This window comes from Chloroflexus sp., from assembly GCF_034431535.1.
Classification (GTDB): domain Bacteria; phylum Chloroflexota; class Chloroflexia; order Chloroflexales; family Chloroflexaceae; genus Chloroflexus.
Genome location: NZ_DAOUDC010000060.1, coordinates 1 through 23,212, shown reverse-complemented (window position 1 = coordinate 23,212; position 23,212 = coordinate 1). Strand labels below are relative to the sequence as shown.

Annotated in this window: 15 protein-coding genes and 1 tRNA gene; 8 read left to right on the top strand and 8 right to left on the bottom strand. The window is 59.0% G+C overall.

Annotation, left to right across the window (positions count from 1 at the left end):
• Positions 1-2,527, bottom strand: a 2,527-nt coding sequence (locus tag U9R61_RS14695) for a Calx-beta domain-containing protein (protein WP_322489560.1), incomplete at its 3' end; no start/stop codon positions are given.
• Positions 2,469-4,724 carry an ATP-binding protein gene (locus U9R61_RS14690; protein WP_322489559.1) on the bottom strand — a complete coding sequence of 752 codons (2,256 nt, stop codon included), beginning with the start codon at positions 4,722-4,724 and terminating at the stop codon, positions 2,469-2,471. The genes U9R61_RS14695 and U9R61_RS14690, both read right to left, overlap by 59 nt.
• Positions 4,725-5,101: 377 nt before the next feature.
• Between U9R61_RS14690 and U9R61_RS14685 the strand changes: the two genes are divergently transcribed.
• Both U9R61_RS14685 and U9R61_RS14680 read left to right on the top strand, forming a co-directional pair.
• A complete protein-coding gene (locus U9R61_RS14685; RefSeq protein ID WP_322489558.1) occupies positions 5,102-5,854 on the top strand; it encodes an MBL fold metallo-hydrolase in 753 nt (250 codons plus the stop codon).
• A 24-nt stretch (positions 5,855-5,878) separates the two neighbouring features.
• A complete protein-coding gene (locus tag U9R61_RS14680) occupies positions 5,879-6,994 on the top strand; it encodes a glycosyltransferase family 1 protein (RefSeq protein WP_322489557.1) in 1,116 nt (371 codons plus the stop codon).
• Here U9R61_RS14680 and U9R61_RS14675 read toward each other — a convergent pair.
• A complete protein-coding gene (locus tag U9R61_RS14675) occupies positions 6,991-7,920 on the bottom strand; it encodes a translation initiation factor eIF-2B (protein WP_322489556.1) in 930 nt (309 codons plus the stop codon). The genes U9R61_RS14680 and U9R61_RS14675 overlap by 4 nt on opposite strands.
• A 106-nt stretch (positions 7,921-8,026) precedes the next feature.
• The gene (locus U9R61_RS14670; RefSeq protein ID WP_322489555.1) at positions 8,027-10,432 is read right to left on the bottom strand and encodes a response regulator; all 2,406 of its coding nucleotides are present in this window, start codon (positions 10,430-10,432) and stop codon (positions 8,027-8,029) included.
• A 127-nt stretch (positions 10,433-10,559) separates the two neighbouring features.
• Between U9R61_RS14670 and U9R61_RS14665 the strand changes: the two genes are divergently transcribed.
• The 3 genes from U9R61_RS14665 to U9R61_RS14655 all read left to right on the top strand — a co-directional run bounded on the left by U9R61_RS14665 (position 10,560) and on the right by U9R61_RS14655 (position 14,389).
• Positions 10,560-11,540 carry a carbohydrate kinase family protein gene (locus U9R61_RS14665; RefSeq protein WP_322489554.1) on the top strand — a complete coding sequence of 327 codons (981 nt, stop codon included), beginning with the start codon at positions 10,560-10,562 and terminating at the stop codon, positions 11,538-11,540.
• A 788-nt stretch (positions 11,541-12,328) separates the two neighbouring features.
• Complete coding sequence (locus U9R61_RS14660; protein WP_322489553.1) at positions 12,329-13,183, top strand: BtpA/SgcQ family protein; 855 nt, start codon at positions 12,329-12,331, stop codon at positions 13,181-13,183.
• A 426-nt stretch (positions 13,184-13,609) separates the two neighbouring features.
• Positions 13,610-14,389, top strand: coding sequence for a hypothetical protein (locus U9R61_RS14655; protein ID WP_322489552.1), 780 nt, complete (start codon positions 13,610-13,612; stop codon positions 14,387-14,389).
• A gap of 37 nt (positions 14,390-14,426) precedes the next feature.
• On the opposite strand, the gene U9R61_RS14650 is transcribed toward U9R61_RS14655, so the two are convergent.
• From U9R61_RS14650 to U9R61_RS14640, 3 genes are all read right to left on the bottom strand, one after another.
• The gene (locus U9R61_RS14650; RefSeq protein WP_322489551.1) at positions 14,427-16,037 is read right to left on the bottom strand and encodes an SH3 domain-containing protein; all 1,611 of its coding nucleotides are present in this window, start codon (positions 16,035-16,037) and stop codon (positions 14,427-14,429) included.
• Positions 16,038-16,489: 452 nt separating this feature from the next.
• Positions 16,490-17,008, bottom strand: coding sequence for a hypothetical protein (locus U9R61_RS14645; RefSeq protein WP_322489550.1), 519 nt, complete (start codon positions 17,006-17,008; stop codon positions 16,490-16,492).
• Positions 17,009-17,072: 64 nt separating this feature from the next.
• On the bottom strand, positions 17,073-20,090 hold the full coding sequence (locus tag U9R61_RS14640) for a GAF domain-containing protein (protein WP_322489549.1): 3,018 nt from the start codon (positions 20,088-20,090) through the stop codon (positions 17,073-17,075).
• A gap of 403 nt (positions 20,091-20,493) precedes the next feature.
• Here U9R61_RS14640 and U9R61_RS14635 point away from each other — a divergent pair, with 403 nt between their 5' ends.
• Positions 20,494-20,874: a single-stranded DNA-binding protein gene (locus tag U9R61_RS14635; RefSeq protein WP_322489548.1), complete on the top strand. Its 381-nt coding sequence runs from the start codon at positions 20,494-20,496 to the stop codon at positions 20,872-20,874.
• Between the two features lie 529 nt (positions 20,875-21,403).
• Here U9R61_RS14635 and cysK read toward each other — a convergent pair.
• Positions 21,404-22,333: a cysteine synthase A gene (gene cysK / locus U9R61_RS14630; RefSeq protein WP_322489547.1), complete on the bottom strand. Its 930-nt coding sequence runs from the start codon at positions 22,331-22,333 to the stop codon at positions 21,404-21,406.
• Positions 22,334-22,501: 168 nt separating this feature from the next.
• On the opposite strand from cysK, the gene U9R61_RS14625 reads away from it, so the two are divergent.
• Both U9R61_RS14625 and U9R61_RS14620 read left to right on the top strand, forming a co-directional pair.
• Positions 22,502-23,065 carry a hypothetical protein gene (locus U9R61_RS14625; protein ID WP_322489546.1) on the top strand — a complete coding sequence of 188 codons (564 nt, stop codon included), beginning with the start codon at positions 22,502-22,504 and terminating at the stop codon, positions 23,063-23,065.
• A gap of 46 nt (positions 23,066-23,111) precedes the next feature.
• Positions 23,112-23,188: transfer RNA gene (locus tag U9R61_RS14620), tRNA-Glu, on the top strand.
• Positions 23,189-23,212 lie beyond the last annotated feature (24 nt).

Here is a 23,212-nt window from a genome sequence, read left to right as displayed (position 1 = left end):
GCGGCGAGACGGCGCTGACGATTTCAGGTGTGATGGTGACCGAGACGTTCGCCAGCGGCTGGGTGGCGAGGCGGGCAGTGTAGTTCACCGCCGGGCCGTCTTCGGCCACGGTCAGGCTGGTGGGGCTCAAGATCAGCGTAGTAAAATCATTCTCGATAATCGTCACCGGCAACAACACCGGCGGTAGCGCATTGTAAATCGCGTCGCCGGCGCTACTGGCGGTATGGCGCACATGCACAAGGTATGTCGTAGCAGGATCGAGCGTTTCATCGATCTGGTCATCAATCACTTGCACGCTAACCGTCTGCGGCGTGTTCCAATTCGCTGGGGTAAAGGTGAGGGTGAGGGTCGGCTGGCCATTGAGCAGCACCTGCCCGTTGCTCGTCACCAACGGCGAGATCGGCGCGACAATTTCTGGCGTCAGTTGCACCGTCACCGCCGCCACCGGTTGGCTATTAAGCCGCACCGTATACGCGCCGGATTCGCCTTCGTTCAGCGTGAGGTTGCTAGGCGACAACACGATCCCGGCCAAATCGTTATCAATCACCGTTACCGCAACATTTGCCATCAGACCGTTGTAGAAGAGGTCGGTGCTGTTGGCGGTGTGCGCGATCTGGACAACTTCACTCATGCCTTCATCAATTTGGTCGTCCACCGCTACGACACTGACCGTTTGCGGCACATTCCAATTGGCAGGGGTGAAGGCCAGCGTGATCGGAGCTGGGATCGACTGCTCATTAAGCAACACCTGATTAGAGGGGGTAATTGCAATCACCACATTTGCCGTCGGCTGGGTGGCTAATCGCACTTGGTAATTCACTGCCGGGCCGCCTTCAGCGACCGTCAGGCTAAAGGGCAACGTGATAATCCCGGCCGTATCGTTATCGGCAATGCGGACGGCCAAGGTGGGCAGGATCAAGCCTTGATAAAACGGGTCGGCACTGGTTGACGTATGTGACACCGAACCGGGATGTGGCGTTGGTTCGGCGACCTGATCATCAATCGCTTGCACAATCACGGTCTGCGGGGTAGACCAATTAGCCGACGTAAACGTCAAGGTCGCCGGATTTGTCGTCACCTGTACGCTGCTCAGCGTGATGGTGACGGGCGCAGTTGGCCGGCTGTTCAGGCGGATAGTATAGGATCCGTCTGGGCCTCCTTCGGCCACATCAACAAGGGACGGTTGCAGGATAATGCTAGCTTGATCGTTATCTTGAATTGTCAGCGCATGGGTGCGCGGTGAGCCAAGCGTTGCGTCAACCGGCGCGCTTAAGGTGACAACGACCGTTTCATCATTCTCGGCTTCCGGATCATCAACAATGGGGATCAGCAACCGCGCCGCGCGCGCTCCGGCTGGGATCACGATCGTCCCGTCACGGAGGCCGTGATCGGCAAAGGAAGCCGTGCCTGTGACAGTATACGACACGCGGGCATCGACAGCCGAAACACGATTAAGCCGCACTGTTACCGCGACCAATCCAGCCGATTCATTTGCAGTGCTGACGGCGCTGTCAAAGCTAATCTCTGGCGGCGGGCTGGTATCAATAATCGTCACCGTTGCCGTGTTGGGGATGCCGATAAAACCGTTCTCGGGGTTGAACAAGCGCAGCGTAAACGTCTCAGCCGGCTCGTAGAGATTATCGGCAATAATCTCAACAGTAAAGGTCTTTTGCTGTTCACCGACGGCAAAGGTGAGTTGCCCGCTGGTGGCGGTGTAATCGACGCCGGGCAACGCGCTGCCGGCCACGGTTTCGTACCGCACGCGTACCGTCTGTTCAGCCGGCGCGCCGAGGCGCACCGTTACCGTCAAAACGCCGGCATTTTCGTTGACGCTGAGGTTCGCATTTGCGAAGAAAAAGATCGACTCACCGGGTTGTGGCGTCGGTGTATGTGTCGGCGTTAGCGTCGCCGTTCGGGTAGGTGTGGCCGTCCGGGTGAGAGTCACCGTTGGGATAGGAGTGTTCGTTGGTGACGGCGTGGCCGTGCGGGTTGGCGTTGCCGTTGGGGTGTTCGTCACCGTTGGGGGGGGTGGCGGTGGCGGGGGTGGCTCTGGTGTTGTCACCGTTGCCGGCGTTGCGATTGGGGTGGCCGTGCGGGTTGGGGTGGCCGTGCGGGTTGGGGTGGGTGTGCTGGTCGGGGTCGCGGTGGGCGTGCTGGTCGGGGTCGCGGTGGGCACCTCAATCACCACCACCGGGAATTCCGGTTCTGGTTCGGCGCCGGGGGTGGTGATGGGGGTCGGTTCTTCGTTGGGTGAAGCAATTGCTTCGGGATTAAGCGGCGGTAATTGGGGGCCACCGCTCCACAGACTATAATCCACCCGCCCGCTGTTGCTCACGTCGCCGCTAAACCACTCCATACGCGGAGCCACCTGATTGATCATCAGGCTAATGACGCAGGAGATCAAAAGGAGCAGCAGCAACAACGAAGCAAGGATCAGCCATGGCAACGGACGCCGGAATCGGCGTCCGTCAAGCAGCCGATTCCACGCGGGTTGCTGGTTTTTCAGGGCTGGCGGTATTATTTGCATAACGTAACGTAAAGAAGAACGTACTGCCTTGCCCCGGTGCGCTCTCGACACCGATCGCTCCGCTCAGGCGCTCGACTAATTGCTTGCAAATAGCTAATCCTAGCCCGATGCCACGTTCGCTAGAGTTTATGCCTTCGCTGGTGCCATCACCTCGAATGAAACGTTCGAAGATCTGCTCGTGCATATGGGGTGGAATGCCGCGACCGGTATCGCGCACTTCAATCCGCATCACATCAGGTTGCGGAATGACGCGAATCGTGATGGCGCCTGCATTAGTATAGCGACGGGCATTGTCAAGCAATTGGGTCATGATGGTACGTACATGATCGAAATCGGCTAGCACGGCGGGTAGCTTCTTCGGAATCTCGACCTCGAGTTGCAACCCTTTGGCTTTAATCTGTGCCTGCACCTGCCAGATCGCATCTTCGATCGGGCGTTGCACCTCGATTGGTTCGAGGATCGATTTGAGCGAACCAGAATCGAGGTTAGCAATCGTAATCACATTGCTGATCAGCGTTGTCATGTTGTTCGCATGCAGCCGGATCGCTTCGACAAAGGTCTTTTGCTCGTCGTCGAGCGGGCCGGCTAACCCGCGCATCAGGAGATCAGCGTTGCCTCGGATCACAGTCAAAGGCGTGCGCAACTCGTGTGAAATCGTCCCGATAAAATTGGTCTTCGCCCGGTCGACCATCACCTCCTCTGTGAGATCTTGGAGCACGGCGACATAGCCGAGCAATTCGCCATTCTCTTCGCGCACTTCAGCGATCGAAAGACGAACAAAATAGCTGCCGAGCGCATAGAGATCTTGGGCACGTTGGTCACCAAAACCGGGAATGCCCTCTTGCAGGGGTTCGAGCGGAAGATCGCTCAGGCGCTTCGGCATTGGCGCTTCTTCGCTAATGTCCAGCAACCGGCGGGTGGCGCGGTTGATCGAGAGAATCTCGCCGTGAACATTGGTAAAGATGATGCCATCGGTAATGCTTTCGACAATAGCTGCGCGCTGGCTGGCTTCGGCGCGCACTTGCGCCAACAGCTCGATCAGGTACTCGGTCATGCGGTTAAAATTCTGCGCCAGCACCCCGATCTCATTCTGCGTACTGACCTGCGCCCGCCGTTGCAGGTCGCCGCTGACGACCGCGTTTGCCGTTTCGGCCAACTCTTCAAGCGGGTGGGTAATGCGCCGCGCCACCCATAAGCCAAGCACCGCGATCCCAAAACCCAAGCCAAAGGTAATCAGGGCAAGAATCGGGCTCACATTATTCCACGTTGCCAACACTTCTTCGCGCGCGCGCACCGTCGCCAGAATACCCGCCCGTCCGCCGCGAATGGTAAAAGGCACATACGCAAACTGGTACTCTGTGCCATTGATCTGCTGCACGGTAAAGAGTGATTTCCCAAACGGATCGGGGTTGGCTTTAATCTTCGCCAGCAGGTCGGCGGTCAGCGTAGTGGTTTGCCTCAGGCTGCCAAACGAACTCGCGATCACCTTGCCGTCAGGATCGTACAGTACCAAACCATCGAGCCGGGCCTGCTGGACGATGGTGTTGAGCAGGTTATCGAGCCGGATGGCGACAATCAAGCCGCCAACGACGTCATTCCCCAGCCGCACCGGCGCAATCGTTGCGAGGTAGAGGGTTTGGGTGTTGCTAAACTGGATCAAGCCGGCGTATTTATCGCCACGAGAGTCGGCTTCGCCGTTGAGGATTTTGGCGGTAAACCATGCGCTGCTCAGATCGAATGAGGCATGGGTGATATACGAGTTGTCGGTAGCAAACGGCGGGCGCTCGAAGTCGGCAATTGTCCGCCCATCGCGGCCAAAAGCGATCAAGCGATCGAGACGCACGTCACTGCGCCGAGTGCCTTGGAGGAAGAACGGTTCGAGCGCAATCCGTAACTCTTCGTTGTTATTTTCGCGAAAAGCGTCAGCGACGGCAGGTGCGCCGATGCTGTCATTGCGTTGGGCAAAGGCGACTTCGCGCAAGAAGTTAAGGTTGGCCTGTTCTTGGGCGAGCAAGGCGTCGCTCACCGTACGCGTGGCGGCGGCGAGCTCGTTGTCAAAGCGATCTTGTTGCTGACGGGCGAGGAAAAACGCGACGATCGACAAACCAACCACTGCGATGACAATCGCAAGGATGAGGAAAGGGCCGATAATCTGGTATTTGAGCTGCGTTTGCAACTCGCCAATCAGCCGGCGCATGGCATTCAACCTGCGGTGATGAGTGCGGCCGGTCAGCGAACAGCATTGTGATCACGTCATTGCTTCTCTACGAGTTTCGCTGAAAAAGCCGCTACGCATAGATCCTCGCGGCATGAATGGTTGGCATGATCCACGTCGCTTAATGATAGTATAAAGCAGGTTGCGATTGTTGCGAATGCATTTTTGATGGCAAATAGGTAACAGTTTATTTATATACGATACAATTGCATACCAATATAAATGATATGACAGATGATCGAGGGCTTTATGACCGGTGCCAAAGCGATATTGTGCGGCGTAGGTTGATCACCGAGCGGCCGTGTTATAATGCCGTAGTAAGAACGTATTCATCAGGTATTCATCTTGGTGCGGGCGATATGCAGTTGCGCTTTCTTGGCACCGGTACATCAATGGGGGTTCCTGTCATTGGCTGCGATTGCCCGATTTGTACCTCGCCTGATCCACGCCACCACCGGCTGCGTACCTCAGCTCTCGTGCGCAGCCATGGTATGGTTCTGTTGATTGATGCTGGGCCTGATTTTCGCATCCAAGCCATTGCCGCCGGTTTGCGCCGGATCGATGCTGTGTTGTTGACCCATGCCCATTTCGATCATGTGGCCGGCCTCGATGATTTGCGCCCGTTTTGTTTGCGGCAGGGGGTGTTGCCCATCTATGGCAGCCCGCAAACCTTAGCCGATGTGCGCCAACGCTTTGCCTACGCCTTTGACGAGACTTCAACCGGTTCGTCACGCCCAGCGATTACGTTGTGCGCTGTCGAGACCCCGTTTCAGGTTGGCCCGCTGCCGATTGTGCCGATTGCCGTGCCCCATGGGACGTGGACGATTACCGCCTACCGGATTGGCCCTCTTGGCTATGTGACTGATGCGAGCGCCGTGCCGCCGGCGGCGATCGAGCGGTTGCGCGGGGTGCAGGTACTGGTGCTCAATGCGTTACGCGCCGAACCGCATCCGACCCATCTCTCGATTGCCGAGGCGGGTGAAGTCGCGCGATTGGTTGGCGCACCGCGCACCTTTCTGGTGCATATGACCCATACGGTCGATTATCGTGCCGATTATGGCTTGCCTCCCGGCGTGACCTTTGCGTATGATGGCTTGGAAGTCGATATCTGATAGTTGTGCGCCGGTGAAGGCTTCATGATCCGTTTTGCCATCGACGCTCGCCTTAATGCGTACCGGCAAGGGGGGATCGCCCACTACACCCGTAGTTTGGTTACGGCAATGGCGCCCTTGCTGGCTGCCGGTGAAGAACTGCTCGTGCTCGAACATGTGCGCGCCCGCTCGCCGCTGGTTCCCGGCTTGCGGCGTAGCCGGCTACTGACCCCGCCCCATCACCGTTTCGAGCAAGCCATTCTCCCGCTCGAAGTGTGGCTGCGCCGGCCTACGGTGCTGCACAGTCCTGATTTTATTCCGCCATTGGTGCGCCCGTGCCCGGCAGTGATCACGATTCACGATCTCGCCTTTCTCCATTTTCCCGATATTCTCGATCAAGCGGCCCGCCGGTATTACGGCCAGATCTATCAGGCGGCGGCCAGCGCCGAAGCAATTATTGCGGTGTCGCAGGCGACTCGTGATGATATTGTTGAACGGCTGGGAGTGTCGCCGGAACGGATCACCGTGATCTATGAGGCGGCTGATGCTCATTTTCGCCCGCTGCCCCTTGCTCACGGCGCAACGCGCATGATCGATGGCCAGACGTTGGCTGCCGATAGCTTTTTGCTCTTTGTGAGTACGATCGAACCACGTAAGAACATTCCGACGTTGTTGCGCGCCTTACGGATCTGTTGCGACCGCCGGCCGGCGGCTGGTTATCACTTGGTGTTGGCCGGCGGGCGCGGCTGGCTCGACGAGCCGATACTGGCGCTGATTGGCGAGCTTGGGCTTGGCGATCGGGTCACGCGCATCGGCTTTGTCGGCAGTGACGATCTGCGCTGGCTTTACGCCGCCTGCCGTATCTATCTCAATCCGTCGCGGTATGAAGGTTTTGGCCTGCCGGCGCTAGAAGCGTTGGCGTGTGGCGCGCCGGCTATTGTGGCCGATACGAGCAGTCTCCCGGAAGTGGTTGGCGATGCCGCATGGCTAGTGCCGCCGCTTGATCCGGTGGCATGGGCTGATCTGATCGAACAGCTTTGGCACGACGAACAAGCCCGCACCGAGCTACGCCGGCGCGGGCCGCTACAGGCTGCGCGGTTTTCGTGGCACGCCGCTGCAATGCAGACGCTGGCCCTCTACCGCCAGCTTGTGCAGCGTTAACCAGCCTCATCCATATCGGCGCGCAGCAACGGATGGAGATGGGTGGCAGCCAGCCACGCTTCAATCCCAACCGGTGGCGAAATGCCTCGCTCTGAAATAATCCCGGTCAGCAGATCGAGCGGGGTGCGATCCGAGTACGCGGTTTGCACCGTGATCCCCGGCGGCGCTTCCGGCCAAAGCTGGTTGGGCGGCAGTGGTTGTTGCGACGGTAAGCGGTACCCCGGCGGCAACAGCTTTTCACTCGAACAGAGCGTATACATCGGGACGCCACTGGCATGGGCGGCCAGCGCCAGCGGGTAGGTGCCGACCCGATTGATCAGTCCGTCGCCACTGATCAGGTCGGCGCCGACCAGCACGAGATGGCAGTGCGCCACATGCGCTGCTGCCGATGCATCGGTAATGAGTGTGGTATGGATGCCGCTGGCCGCCAATTCACCGGCCAGCATCCGGCCTTCACCGGCCGGCCTGCTCTCGGTGCAAATCACACGCGGCCGCCGGCCGGCGCGCTGTGCGTGACGCAAAGCTGCCCGCACCGTCGTGCTCCGCCCAATCGTCAGGATCCGCGCTTCTTCGCTGATTAAGCGCAGCGTCGTTTCCGCAATAGCTGCTTCATGCACATGCAGCCGGCGGCGAAAATCGTTGGTAGTTTCATCAACCAAGTGCTGCGCGGTTTCACTATCGTGAGTCTCTTCGAGACGCCAAAGGAGACCGTTCACCAAATTCACTAACGGCGCCATGGTCGGATGGCTGCGCATCAATGTTCTGCCCACGGTGAGGATCTCGCGTTGCACGTCAGCTCGGTCTGCCATAGGCCGGCTGCGCACTGCACGCGCCAGCACTTCTGCGCATTTTTTGGCAATTTCCACCGCGCCTGAGACCGTATCGGCCGCAATCGCGGCAACGGACTGGGCGATAAATGGATCCATGGTCGTTCCTATACCGGTATTCAACCCATGGCTCGTTCCATGGCTCGTTGCCGGCCCCGTTGCCGGCTTCCAATGCTACCGGGTATTGATCTTACCATAGCATACGTTAACGGTGTTCAGACGAATTGATCGTTCGCTGCTGGGGAAGATTGCGCAACAATTCGGTCAATTGGGGGATGGAAAAGGGTTTGGTCAGCAACCGTCCCTGGAGTTGTTCTTTCTGTTGAGGTTTGAGCGAACTGAGGGTATCGCCGCTGATGAAGATGATCCGGTCAGCCAATTGGGGATAGGTGCGGTTAATGGCATCACGCAAATCAAACCCGCTCTTCTGGGGCATGCGGAGATCAGTAATCACCAAGTCGTAGTGATGAGAGGCCAGCTCTTGCAACGCAGTATCGACATCGCCGACGGTGGTCGTCTGATGGCCGAGTTCACCCAGCAGGCGCTGTAGCATCCGGCGCACCGGCTCTTCATCATCAACCACCAAGACCCGTTGGCAGGGGCCGCTCTCGGTTGTTGCTGATGGCGACAGCGGTTCGTCAGTCTCGTCGCGTGGTTCAATCAGTGGCAGCCGGATAAAGATGGTCGTGCCAACCCCTTCCCGGCTTTCGGCCCAAATCTGGCCCTGATGCTCTTGAATGATGCCGTAGCAGATCGAGAGACCCAAACCGGTGCCTTGCCCCACCGGCTTGGTCGTAAAGAAGGGATTAAAAATCTTGTCGAGGTGTTGGGCAGGGATGCCCACACCGGTATCAGAGACGCAAATCTCGATCTGCGGCTCAGCACCCGTGTTGCACAGCGCGGTGCGAATGGTCAGCGTGCCGGCGCCGCGTTCAGCCATCGCTTGGCGTGCATTGGTGATCAGGTTGAGCAAGACCTGTTGCAACTGGTGTGGATCAGCGATGGTCAAGGGTAAAGACGGGTCGAGTTCGAGTTGGACATTGATATTATCAACCCGTAATTGATAGACCTGTAACGCCAGTGCGCTCTGGATCACATCGTTGATCTGCACCACCGAGCGTTCGGGTTTGTGTTCGCGGGCGAACATGAGCAAATTGCGTACAATCCGACCCGCTCGATCGGCCTGTTGCCGCACCTGTTCCAGATCCACGCGGGTGTCTTCATCGAGCGAGCGATTGCGCAGCAGCAACTGGGCATACCCTGAAATACTAGTGAGCGGATTGTTTAACTCGTGGGCAACACCGGCCACCAATTGGCCCAACGCCGAGAGTTTATCCGACTGGATCAGTTGCTGTTCGAGGCGCCGGCGTTCGGTCAGATCGCGCCCGATACAAACGATCATCACCTCGGTATCGATGGCGAGGCGTTGTGCGCTCATTTCGACCACGGCCATATCGTGGGGGTGGCGCTGCAACGATACGGTAAAGGGCTGCGCTGGTTCGCCATTGGCTATCCGCTGGAGAGTGCTGGTAATGGCTGGCCATTCTTGGGGCACGCACCACCGTTGCAGTGGTTGGCCGGCCAGATCATCTGGAGTTAAGCCGAGAATGCGAGCGCCGCTTTGATTGCTGCTGACGATCCGCCACTCGGCATCGAGCATCAGCACCATATCAGAGGCGTTGGCAAAGATCGCGCGATACCGCGCTTCACTGCTGCGGGCTGCTTGATAGAGCCGGGCATTTTCGATGGCAATCGCAGCGTAATCGGCCAGCGCAGCCAACAGGTATTGATCGCTATCGCTAAAGGCGCGATTCGTGCGCCGGTTATTCACGACTAATGCGCCAATCACCCGATCGCCGATCTGCAACGGCACTTGCAAGGTAGCTTGCACCGTTAACGCCGGCGTTATCGTAATCGGTTCGCTAGTGGCGGCGCTACTTAGGCGGATTGGTTTCCCGCTCCGCATCACGTGCTCAACCAACGAACCGGCCAAGCCGAGCGGTTTGGCCGGCTCGCCGGGAGGAGTACGCCATGCACGCACTACTAGTTCTTCATGTTGCTCATCGCGCTCGCAGAGCAACCCTTCATCAGCTTGGGTGATATACATCGCCGCTTCGACAATCCGATCGAGCAACTGGCGGTGATTCATCAACGCCGTCACCGATTTGCCAACCCGGGTCAAGACAGTTAGCTCTTGCACCCGTTGCTGCAAGAGCGCCACCAACCGGTCGCGTTCGCGTTGCAAGCGACGTTCGCGGAGAGCTTGATCGATGGCGTCACGCGCCTCGGAATCTGAGAACGGCTTGATCAGATAATTGCGAGCGCCGAGCCGGAATGCCTCGACCGCGATCATCTCAGAGCCGTGCGCGGTCATCAGAATAACTGGTATATCAATCCGTTCTTGTGTTAAGATGCGCAGGAAGTCAAGCCCGTTCATATCGGGCAACTGCAGATCGAGCAAAATGAGATCGGGTTGGCGGGCACGCAGCCGCTCAAGGCCGCTCTGGCCGGTAAGCGCAGTGATAGCGCGGTATCCCAATTCAGGGAGCACGCTGGTGGCCAACATGCGGCCTATCTGCTCATTGTCATCAACGATGAGAATCTCTTCCATTGCGGAGAGCCCGATCTGTCTATAGGAAGAGGAGCCGGCAGGAATTGGGTTGACAGTAGCATTATTCCGACTCTAGAGTAGAATTGTACACGGAAGCGGAGCTGGCTGCAACATGTAAAGGATGAAAATGGAGGCGGAAACGCGGCGAGTAGTGACGGCGCTGGGCGACATCAATGTCGATCTTGGCTTTGTGTTGCCGCATTTCCCCCGCGAGAACGATGATAATCCGGCAACAGCGGTGCATTGGGGCGGGGGAGGATCCGGACTCAATATGGCGGTTGCGGTTGGCCGGCTGGGAGCGATCCCGTATGTGATCGGGCGCGTCGGTAACGATCTCGCTGGCTCGTTTGCCTTACAAACAGCCCGCGCGCACGGTGTGCAGGTCAGCGCCGTGCAGATTGATCCGAGCGCGGCAACCGGTCTCTGCGGCATTGTCGTTACTCCGAACGGCCAGCGCAGTTTTCTCAGCTTTCGCGGGGCCAATGTCTACTGCGACGCTTCAACCTTGACCCCTTCGCTCATCCGGTCAAGCCAACTGTTGTTGGTCGGCGCGCATGCGCTGCTCGATGATCCACAGCGTTCGGCAGCGTTACAAGCGATGGAGATGGCGATCGAGCAGCGGTGCGTGATTGCACTCGATCTCTGTTTGCCGGCGGTGCGGGTGGCGCGGCGGCTGATCGTGCGGTTGTTGCCCCAATTGTGGTTGCTGACGATGAATGAAGATGAACTGCGCGCCTTATTGCCGGGGCAAAGCGTGGCGCAGGCACTCGATAGCCTGATCGGATCGGGCGTGCGCCACGTCGCCATCAAACGGGGTGCGCAAGGGTGCAGCGTGGCGAGCGCCGATGGCCGCCGGCTTGATGTCTTACCGCCGGCGGTGACGGCAGTCGATACTACGGCCTGCGGCGATGTCTTTAGCGCTTCCTATGCGTGGGGGCTCGCGCATGGGCTTGATGTATCGCAAAGCGCCACGCTGGCAAATGTGGTGGGGGCGCTCACGGCGACGCGCTATGGCGCGGTGGAAGCGATTCCATCCACTGCCGAGATCCGGAGCCGGTTGAGCGCGGCGATTGCCGAGCACCTGTGGCCGGATCAGACCTCAGGCTAAATCGCCGGCGTTGCTGGCTTGAAGGGCGGATAAAACGTATGAGCGCAGATGCGATTGATGGCGTTGCGAGGCGCTGGTGTGCCCTCACCCCCAAATCCCGCTCCCACTGGCGCGGGTTTAAGGGTGGGCAGAACATCTGATCCGGAAGCCGGCTCTTCAGGGCCGGGCTAGGCTTACGAAGCCCGCTACGCGGGCTGTTAGCCCTCACCCCAGCCCCTCGACTGGCGCGGGAGAGGGGAATGCAGCGCCGGATGTTGCGGCATCGCACAGCGATCAACGGGTGTGATCGACCACATCCTCAACCACGGATCGCAAGCGGCTCGCCCGCAGCGCGACCTACGCTCCGATCCATCGACCCGTGGCGGGCCAGCGGTCCGCGCCCCCAATCCCGCTCCCACCGGCGCGAGAGCGGGGAGCGCAGCCTGGGCATTGCGGCATTACATAGCGATCAGCGGTTGTGATCGACCACATCCTCAACCACGGAGCGCGGGCGACTCGCCCGCACGCGACCCACGCCCCGATCTATCGACCTGTGGCAGGCCCGCGCCCCCACCACGGAGCGGTTAATGATAGACGAACCTATGAGTGCAGAGGCGGTTGAAGGCTTGGAGATGCATCGGTTCACCCTCACCCTGTCTCGCTCCCACAATAGTGGGAGCGGGGAGTGCCGCACCGGGCATTGCGGCATCGTACCGCGATCAACCGTTGTGATCAATTACAATGGTTTGTCCGCCCCTCGTAGCACGTCGCGAGGGGCATAACCTGCTGACAGCGCAAAGGAGATGATCATGCCACCACTCTGGCAAGAGCAGCTCGATCGGCTGCGTCTGCGTGATCTACGCGAAATCTTTCGCACCGCTAAACCGGTGATTGGTATGGTGCATTGCTGGCCATTGCCCGGCGCTCCCGGCTATACCGGCTATGGGATGCAGACGATCATCGATCACGCGATTCGTGACGCTGAGGCGCTGGCTGAAGGTGGGTGCGATGGCTTGATCGTGGAAAATATGTGGGATATTCCCTTTCGGGCCGGCCCGCATGTGCAGCCTGAAAGCATCGCTGCGCAGGCGGTGGTTGCGCATGCGGTGCGGCAGGCGGTGCCGGAGTTGCCGTTGGGGATCAATCTGGTGCATAATGGCGGTGTCGCTTTGCTCGGTATTGCGATTGCCGCTGGCGCCAGCTTCATTCGCGTCTGTATGTTTACTGGCGCCGGCGTCTGGGATGCCGGCAGTTGGGACGAAGGCTGCGCCGCTGATTTGATGCGCCGGCGCAAAGAGCTGCATGCCGAGTCGATCAAGATCTTTGCCGATGTCGATAAAAAGCATTCAGTACGCTTTCCCGGGATTGATCTCGCCACCCATATCGAGTGGACGCGCTTTTTCGGCGCTGATGCGCTGATCATTTCCGGGCGCATGACCGGCGATGCTCCTGATTTGGCGAAGGTCGAACAGGCGCGGGCGTTGGCGGGTGATGCGCCGATCTTGCTCGGCAGCGGCACTACCGAGCAGAATATCGCCGCGTTTCTGCAGGTGGCCGATGGTGTGATTGTGGGCAGCAGTATCAAGCAAGACGGTGATATCGCCAATCCGGTTGATGTCAACCGGGTGCGGCGGTTTGTGGCCGCGGCGCGCAGCGCCGGCTAGCAGGCGCGGGCCGGTGCTGCCGGTTCCTACGGATTGGTGAAAGGCTCGTTGGTACTTTTGGGTGGGATAGCGCTAGTACCGACGCGGCAGGGTAATAGGACTATCACACTATTGAGACGATCGCGGGTTTGCTGGTATAGTATGGTTGGACGGAACAAAGCTTGGCATTCTACCTCCCGTCCCGTGACGATCAGACTGTTAGTACGGCGGTACGGAGTTACAACTGTCATTCGCCCAGCGTCGCAGCTAACGTCGCAGTTTCATCGCAGCAGATATCGTAGCAGCAATCTTGCCCGCAGTTTACTGGTTCGCCGCGAAGGTTTCACTTTTACAGTACGTTGTTACGCAACTTCACTAACAGTCTGATCACGATTGCACCCCGCTGATAAGCGGGGTGCTCGTTTTATGCCAATGAAAGGATCGCTGATGACGATAGTGCTCGCGGCGACCCATCACGATCCTGATGGGCGCTTATACCAACAGATGGTGCAGCTTTTTCCGGCGTTGCAGCGCCAATTTGCCGGCATTGCCGTCTTGGTCACGCCAACCAGCGTACCGGTGACGCAGGCTTGGTTGGCACAGGCGGCGATCGCATTGCGGATCGGGGCGGCAGACGAGCCGATCGGCCATCTCCATCTAGGCCGTTGGCGACGCGGCGCGGTGCAACTTGCCTTACATGCCTTTCCTAACGCTAAATGGCTGCTCTTCTGCGATCTCGACCGGGTCTTGCATTGGATCGAGTACTGGCCGGACGAGTTAGCGGCCACGCTGGCCGAGCTGCCGGCATTCGATCTGACCGTCTTGGGGCGCACGCCACGAGCATTTGCCAGCCATCCGCGCGCGCAGGCCGTTACTGAAGCGATGGTGAATGAAGTATTTGCGCGCAAGACGGGGTTAGGGTGGGATGTGATGGCGGCAGCGCGCGGCTTGTCACGGCAGGCGGCGGAACTGATCGTCTCAGCGAGTCGCGATGACAGCATCGGCGCCGATTGTACGTGGTTGCTGCTGGCGCAACAGACCGGGTTCACAGTAGGCTATCGCGCTACTGAAGGGTTAGAGTTTGAGACGCTCGACCGCTACCGTGACGAAGTAGCGGCGTTGGGAGGGGCGCAAGCGTGGCTCGATCGCTTTGATGCCGATCCGCGAAACTGGTTGATGCGGATCGATCTCGCGCGAACGGTGATTGCGGCGTTAGGGGCGGAGTGACGAGCGGGGCGATGCATCGCATCGCCCCGCCGAAGTGTCACCGATACGGGCGGATAGCACCGGCGAAGCGGTTCGTCCAATACGAACTCCAGATGCTAGAGATCTGAACGCCGTAGGCAGGTGTCATGGCGTGAACCATCTGGCCATTACCGATATAAATGGCAACGTGGGTAATACCGCGACCACCACCGGTATTGGCGAAGAACATCAGATCGCCGGGGGCCAGATTACTGAGGCTGCTAATCAGCGCCCCATAGCGGGTATTGAACTGGCTTGCCGCCGTGCGGGGCAGACTCACGCCAAACTGGCGATAGACATACCACGTCAACCCGCTACAATCGAAGCCGGTAAGCGGGCTAGAACCGCCCCACACGTAGCGATAGCCGACAAACTGCACCGCATAGCTCGCGACATCGCCGCTGGCGGGGATATTGACCGGGCCGCTGTTAGCAAGGCGGGTGCGGTTGGGCAAGGCCGGAATATCGTTGGTATAGGGCACGCGCCGGGCGGCCATCGGCGTTACCTGCAGCAGTTCGGCGTAGATCCACGCCTTGGTGCCATTGACCAGCTCAACCCGGTACCAATCTTTGTGCCGCGCCAACAGCTTCACTTCAGTGCCGGCATTTACTGCGCCGATGCGATCGTAGGCTGAACCGGGGCCTTTGCGCAGATTAACCGAATTCTCGATCACGGCACCGACTAATGGCGGGTTCGGATCAGGGATGGTGGCGGCAACCGGCACGCGCTCGATCACGCCGGGCGCGATGTTCAGGAATTCAGCCGTGACCCAGCCGTACAAACCGCCAGCCTCAACGAGGAACCAGCCATTAAACTGCTCGATGAGCGTCAGCTCTTGGCCGGCAGTGAGGCGTTTCATGCTGACATAATTGGTGCCAGGGCCATCGCGCAAGTTGAGACCATCCTCGCGCACATTCGCCACCTTGGGCGGCGGCGGCGGCGGAATCGCAGCGTCTGCCACCGGCTTGAGATTGTAGAAGACCGCTTCCGGCACATTCACCAATTCAGCGGCGATCCAACGCAAGCTCGGATCGTCGGCGGTACGGAATTGGAGCCACTCGCCATAGCGACCAACGACTTCGATCGCGGCGCCACTGGTCAGGCGGGCGATGTCATCGTAGGCCAAGCCGGGGCCGTTGCGCACCTTCGCTATGTCGGCAATAATGGTTGCCGGTACGATGAGGGGCGCAGTCTGTTCACTGCGCGAGAGCACCGTGAGCGGCACCGGCAACGACTCATCGGCCTCAAGGGGCGGATCGCCTACCACTTCACCGGTGCGAGCAGAATCGAGATTAAGCGGGCCAAGCATGATCAGGGGTACATCGCCTTCTGCCACGACCGGTGCCGTAGTGGGTGGCGCAAGGGTCTGCGGTACCGGGCGCAGTGGCAGTTGGCCGAGGAGCAGAGCGACCGGGAAGAGAAGGGCAACCACAGAGTGGAGTAGATACCGGGAGGGAAGTTGACGTAGCCAGCGTTGCAGATCTGGCGTCGTACGAGTAAGCGCAGCAATGGAAGCAAATGGTCGCGAGCGTTGCCGGTGCCTACTCCGATGGTGAACAGCGCGTTCACGCAGACGTTGCAGTTCGAGTGGTAGCAGATCACCAGCGCGATCGTGATTCAGCTCAATCATGGAGCGTCTTTCCTCTTTCTGTCTGCCAACCGGCCAGCGAAGTCAGCGATTGTGGCCACGCGCGTGGTGGCGCTGGAGGTCGGCAGGTTAGGAAGCGAGCTGGCTGGTTGGGGAGTCGTGTCAGCAATGTATCAGCTTCACTTCAGCTTCTTGCCGGCGTTCACACTGTGATTAAACCAAGACATCATCAACAGCGTAGCGTCGCAAAAGTAGAGAAATAGTAATATACTTTTCGCGATTTGTCAATAGGCCGTGCATACAGCGGTACGCTGCCCCTCTCTGATGCTGTATTTGGTCGTTGCAATACACCGATTGAATGCTAAAAGTGTTAAATGTTTTTTGTGGATAACCAACGCACTGCGTTATGATGCAAGCGGAATATATCTCATTCTGGTGCGTTGGGAAGGACAATGGCATTGATCAGTTTTTGTGAGTGAATCTGATAATCGTTATCAGTTTGCTCGCCCTGTAACGAGTGTTTGCCAATAGATCAGAGTTGCAGCAAAGCGCTCGCTCAGGGAAGGTGGCCCACCCTCAAGCACCGCCACAGCAAATCCCATCGTCTGGGCCTGCCGGACAAAAGCTAGGCGATAAGCCGGTGAAGCGGTGATAATCAAGCGCCGGTGACCGGCAGCTTGCACGGTCGGAAGCAACGCCGCCGGTTCGGGCAGGATCTGCAACCGGTCACTAGGAACCCCGCGTTGCGTCAGATCGACAGCAAGGATTTCGGCCTGCGGGCCGGCCAGATAGGCGATTGGCGCTGAGCCGGCCTGAAGCAGATTGGCTGCTTGGCTAGTCGTCTCTACATCAAGTGGGGTGATAGCCGCAATAATGACTGCATCGCCGCTGAGGGGCATTGGTTCGGCCAGCGATTGGCCGGCGGCCCACATCGTGATGGCAATCAATCCCACCGCACCGATCAGCAGCCAGCGGAGCGCTACCCCAATCGATTGCAACCAGAAGTGAACCATGTGAGTTCCTCATCCCTACCTACGGTTCGACATGTCGGCCCGGAGCGAACCCCGCTGTCGCGGGCTATGTCGATGCCAACACGTCGGCGATCACGGCCTGCACCTGCTGGATGGTAAACGGTTTGGCCAAAATAGCGTCAATCTGGCGGGAACGCACCTCTTCAGGATCGATCTGCTCGCTCCAGCCAGTGACGAGCACAATGCGCACGTTGGGGTTCATCTGCCGAATATGGGTGGCTAGCTCCCAACCTGACATACTGGGCATACCCAGATCGGTGCAAACGATGTGGTAGCGTCCAACCGCAAATTGCCCCAAGGCTGCTTCGCCAGAAGCAGCTTCATCAACCTGATGGCCGAATCGTTTGAGGATGCGGACTAAGACCTTCCGCACGGCATCTTCGTCATCAACGACCAAGATACGACTAGGCGGGGTTGTAACGGATGGCTGGGCCGGCTGCTCGACCGGCGGTGGATGCCCAACCGGCAGCCAGATGCGAAAGGTTGCCCCCTTGCCGAGGTCACTTTCAACCGTTACTCGACCGCTGTGCTGTTGGACAATGCCGCGCGCCAGTGCCAGCCCCATCCCGGTGCCGCGGGAGCCCTTGGTTGAGAAAAATGGCGCGAAGATCCGTTCGTGGAGCGCTAGATCGATGCCAATGCCGGTGTCTTGGATTTCAAGCATAACTGTCGCTTCACCCAAGATGTCGCCGGACGCTAGCGCCGTACGCACGGTGATTGTGCCGCCATCGGGCATGGCGTCGATCGCATTCAAGACCAGATTGATCACCAATTCGCGCAACGCTGTTGCATCACCCACGATGATCGGCAGCGGCGACGTCTCGGTGCGGACATCGATCGCGATGCCGCGGCTTTGAGCCTCGTCGCGCCAGCGCGGACGGGTCAGGGCCAAACTTTCCGCAACAACTTGATTGAGATCAACGGGGCTATTCGGTGTCGAGCGGCTCGTTTGGGCAAAGCCTTGCAAGCGGCTCACCGTCGTCGCACCATCGAGGGCCGCGACTTCAATCGCGCGCAACCCTTCACGCAGGCGAGGATCTTCGACTTCGGCTAATAAGAGCTGCACATGACCAAGGATACTGGCCAGCAAATTGTTAAAATCGTGGGCGACTCCGCTGGAGAGTTCGCCGAGGGCGCGTAACCGGTCACGCTCGATCAACTGCTCGCGCGCACGTTGCAGCTCGGCATCGTGATTGAGGTTGGCAATTGTGACCCCGATCAGGTGCGCCATTGCCATCACCAAGGCGAGGTCACTCTGACCGAAGATGCCTTTGACGGCGCTTTCAATGATAATGACGCCAAACACCTGCTCATCAACCACGATCGGCACAATCATCTCAGCCGCGGTGGCCGGTAGACTGGGGTGATGAACATACCGTTCATCACGCATCACATCATTGACAATCGCCGGGCGGGCATGGCTGATCACCCAGCCGCTGATGCCGGTTGTGATCGATAGGGGCGGAAAGAGGTGTTGTTGCGATTGGCCTTGCACCAGATTGCCGTGTGCAGTGCGAATGACGATCTGTTCACCTTCAATGACCCCGATCAAGACCTGATAATAGCCAAACGAGCGGTGCAGCAATTGCGACGCTTCATCGAGCAATTGGTCAATGTTGCGTAGCGTGCCGATGCGGGCGCTAAACTGTTGCAAGACTTGAAACTGGCGCGCCCGTTCTTGCGCCTCGCGCAGCAACCGCACGTTATTGATGACGGCGGCCACCTGCTCGCCGAACATTTGCGCAGCGCCAACATCTTCGGCGGTAAAGCCGTTGGGCGTCCATTTGTCAATAGTGAGCACGCCGATCGTCGTCTGATCAACCCGCAAGGGCACCCCGATCCACGAGCGGATAATATCGCTGTCGGGCACTTTTTGCCAACCGGAAACGCGCTGCACATCGGGATGATAAATGGCGGTTCCTAACCGGCGCAGGTCGTTAATGAGCGACCCCGGACCAGCGTACAGCGTAACCTGATCGGCCTTGCTGCGCAAGCCGCGCTGGGCGATCAAGCGCACATATTCTTCGTCATGGACAACAAAGACGCAGGCCGAGTCGAAATTGACAAAGCGTTGCAGTTCGATGAGGATCTGGTCAAGCACGCTTGCCTGATCGATCCGCGCGTTGGTGAGGGCAACTAAGTTGCTCAGCGCCTCGGCGCGGGCATAGGCGCGCCACTCGAACGCGCGCTGGCGGGCGCGCATCATCTGAGCAGCGGCAAAGGCGAGCAGATCGGTATCTTCCTTGTGCCAATACCGTCCGGGGGCATGCACGACCAACCATGCCGGTAGACCGTCGAAGCGCAGATCGACCATGAGCGCACCTTCGGTGCGTAACAGGTCAAGCTCATGATCAGTGACCCGTTGGTCAGCCTGATCAAGCAGATGCCCTTCTGAGGCGGTCGTGATCAGCCGCGGTTCAGCGCCTAATACATCGGCCAATTCGCGCATGATCAATGCCTCAGCCTGATGGATCTCGGCGCTATAGGCTAAAATGCGCTCGCGCGCTGTCGCCCGGCGCAGCATTTGGGCGGCGGTGGCGTTGTCGATCGCGATCGCGGCCAGATCGGCGAAGATCGCGATCGTGTCGAGCATTCCGTTGCTGAACGGTTCGCTAATCGTGAAGCGTGACAGACTTAGCGCCCCGAAACAGTGGTCGCGCACAATCAACGGGATGGCTAAAATCACGTCCGGATGGCGATCGAGTTTCGGCAAATAGCGCGGATCATGAACCGGATTGACCAGATGTAACATCTGCCGGTTGGCGACCGCCCAACCAGCTACGCCTTCACCTACGCGCAAGCGAAAGATGCGCTCGTGTTCGGGCCGATCTTCTAACCCCAGAATGGCGGCGCTCGTGAGCCATTCGCCCTGCTCATCGAGCAGCCAAATCGTTACCACATCAGCCTCGCTTAACGCGCGGGTGGCGATGAGCACTTGATGTAACACATCGGGAAGTTCGAGCGACGAGAGCACGGCCTTGCTGAGCGCAAGGATCGTTGCAGTAGGTGATAAGGTTTCGGCATTGCCGGTAGGCGGATCCGGTGAACGATTCGTAATTGTCATGACCAACATTATACCCGCTGTCCATTACCTACGACGGCTGAAATGCGCCGCGTTAGCGACAAGATGAGTGATCCGGCGTTGTTGTGGCGGTCATCATCACCGGTTTGCGTTTGGCATCCCGGTTGTAATCATCTACCGGCGCGCTATGCGTGTACTGAGGGATGCTGACCGCAGTTGGCGGAAGACCGCGCAGCGTCGTGCTGATCCGTCCGTTTGAACGGGGTGGGTGGCAAGAAGGGACAACCCTCCGCTCGTCATCGGCGCTAAGGTGTCTCTTGCAGCTTGTCTATGATGGGCAGGCCAATTTTGACGAATTTTTGCCCAACCGCGCAACTTTTGGCCAGTTGCTGCGGTTTCTTTCATGCAGGGACAATTTTTTGGGCAAACGAGAAGGGAGCAGGCGATGCGCAGTTTTCGGGGCACGATGAATCGGGTGGAGTTGATCGGTCGACTGGGGGCGGATCCGGAGGTGCGGCAGATTGGGAATGGGGTTTCGTTTTGCCGGTTTAATTTGGCGACCAACCGGCCGGGCGCCAATGACGAGCAAGGGAAGCGCACGAGTGAAACCGAATGGACGACGGTGGAGGCGTGGGAGCGGCTGGCCGATGTGTGCGGCAATTACCTGCAAAAGGGGCGGCGGGTGATGGTGATGGGCAGCTTGCGCACCGACAAGTGGCAAGACAGCGAGAGTGGCCAAACCCGGTGGCGCACTTATGTACGGGCCGACGAGATCATTTTCCTTGACGGCGGGGCGGGCCGCCAAGACGAGGAGGATGATGAGTAACGGAGAGGCGCAAAGGAGGCAAAGACGCAAAGCGTGTTAACGCAAAGGGCGCAGAGGACGCAAAGGGCGCAAAGGGTAGCGTGAGGGATTACGAGCGGGTGAGGCGAACGGTAGCCCGCAGCCTACGCAGACGGGCCAAAGGGAGCCAAGGCACATAGGATGTGGTGAGAGGTGATTCTTCTGAGCCTCGCCATTCCCAACCCTATGTGCCTTGGTTCAAGATCGGTCAGAACCCATGAGCGCAGCTACAGTTGATGGCGTTGCGATGCGCTGGTGTACTCTCACCTCTAGCCCCTCTCCCACTGGCGCGGGTTCAAGGGCGGACAGAACGTATGAGCGTAGATGTAGTTGATGGCGTTGCGATGCGCTGGTGTACCCTCACCCCTAGCCCCTCTCTCACTGGCGCGGGAGAGGGGAGCGGAGAGCTACGCTTTGAGGCATTGCACAGCATCAACAGTTATGCTCGACCAAACGTTCTGTCCGCTCCTCAAGTGCTTGGGGCGGTGTATTCCCCTGCGCGACTAAGCGTTTACTCCTCGGCGAAGAGCGGGGTCGAGAGATAGCGTTCGCCGTTTGACGGCACGATAAAGACGATCAGCTTCCCGGCGTTTTCCGGGCGGCGGGCGACGCGGAGGGCAGCAGTAGCGGCGGCGCCGCTCGAAATGCCGACCATCAACCCTTCTTCGCGAGCCAGCCGGCGCGCCATTGCAAAGGCATCTTCGTTGCTGACCTGCTGAATCTCATCGAGAATGGAGGTGTTCAGCACATCAGGAATAAAACCAGCGCCAATGCCCTGAATCTTGTGCGGGCCGGGCTTACCGCCTGACAACACTGGCGAGGCTTCCGGTTCGACGGCGACAATGCACAGGCTGGGCCGGCGCGGCTTGAGCACCTCGCCAATACCGGTGAGGGTGCCGCCAGTGCCGACGCCGCCAACGACAATGTCTACTTGCCCATCGGTGTCACGCCAAATCTCTTCGGCGGTGGTGGCGCGGTGGATCGCCGGATTGGCGGGGTTCTTAAACTGCTGGGGCATAAAGCTATTGGGAATCTCGGCCAGCAGCTCTTCGGCGCGGGCGATAGCGCCGCGCATACCCTCACTGCCCGGCGTCAGCACCAATTCCGCGCCGAAGCCACGCAGCAGCTTGCGCCGCTCGATGCTCATCGTTTCGGGCATGGTGAGGATGAGGCGATAGCCGCGGGCAGCGGCCACCAGCGCCAAGCCGATGCCGGTATTGCCGCTGGTCGGCTCGATCAGCACTGTCTCGCCGGGGCGGATAAGACCCTCGCGCTCGGCGGCATCGATCATCGCCAACCCAATCCGATCCTTCACCGAGCTGGCCGGATTAAAGAATTCGAGTTTGGCGACTACGGTGGCGCGGGTGTCATTCACACGGTTGAGGCGCACCAGCGGTGTGTTGCCGATCAATTCGGTAATCGAGTTGTAAATGCGTGCCACGGTAGGCTCCTTTGTGTGGTTCAGGCGAATCTCTGCTCATATTGTAATCAGGCGGGTAACAAATGTCAATTTGTTGTGCAAGAAAGTCAAGTTTTCAAGATAGCACCGCTCGGATCAGATCGTGTTATACTAAGCGACGCAAGCAAACCAATACGGGAGGGAGCAGCTATGCGCGGTCGCTCAGTGCGTCCGGTCGATCGAGCGGGTGGCGGGGAAGAGGCAATTCGGTTAACGCGATGCGCCGGCACATGGCTGGCCGATCCACCCGACGCTGCCGAGCAAGAGCGCATTGCGGAGGCGGTGCGGGCATTAACCGGCCAGCGCGGGGTAGCGTTGGCGTTGCACCGGGATCAAGCCGCGCTCAATGCCTACTGCGTCGAGTTATTCCGCGACCCGATGTTTGATCCGCTGCACATCGGGCCAGAGATCATCCAGCGCATCATTGCCAAGCTCGGTGAACCGCCGGTGGATGATGAGGCGAACACGACCGCCTTTTCAGAATATTTGCAGCGCGCGGTGCTATGGTTTGCGTTACCCAACCCGCGCCGATTGTTGGCAGCGCAATTGCGGCGCTACCTGCCGCGCTTTACCGAGGCCGGCGATTGGAAGGCGGCGGTGGCGATTGACTACAGCGCGTTCCGCACCTCGCTCGGCAATGAGGTGACGCCGTTTTTGGCCCAGATGACGCTGGCCGGGTTGGCTGATTACTACGATGAGCTGCCGGAATCGTAGGCGGGTTGCAACAATCACAAAATATGGTATAATGCACGCGCGTTAGGCCCCCATCGTCTAGTGGCCTAGGACATCACCCTTTCAAGGTGGAGATCGCGGGTTCGAATCCCGCTGGGGGCACCAACGAAGCGCGCCGCAATCACTGCG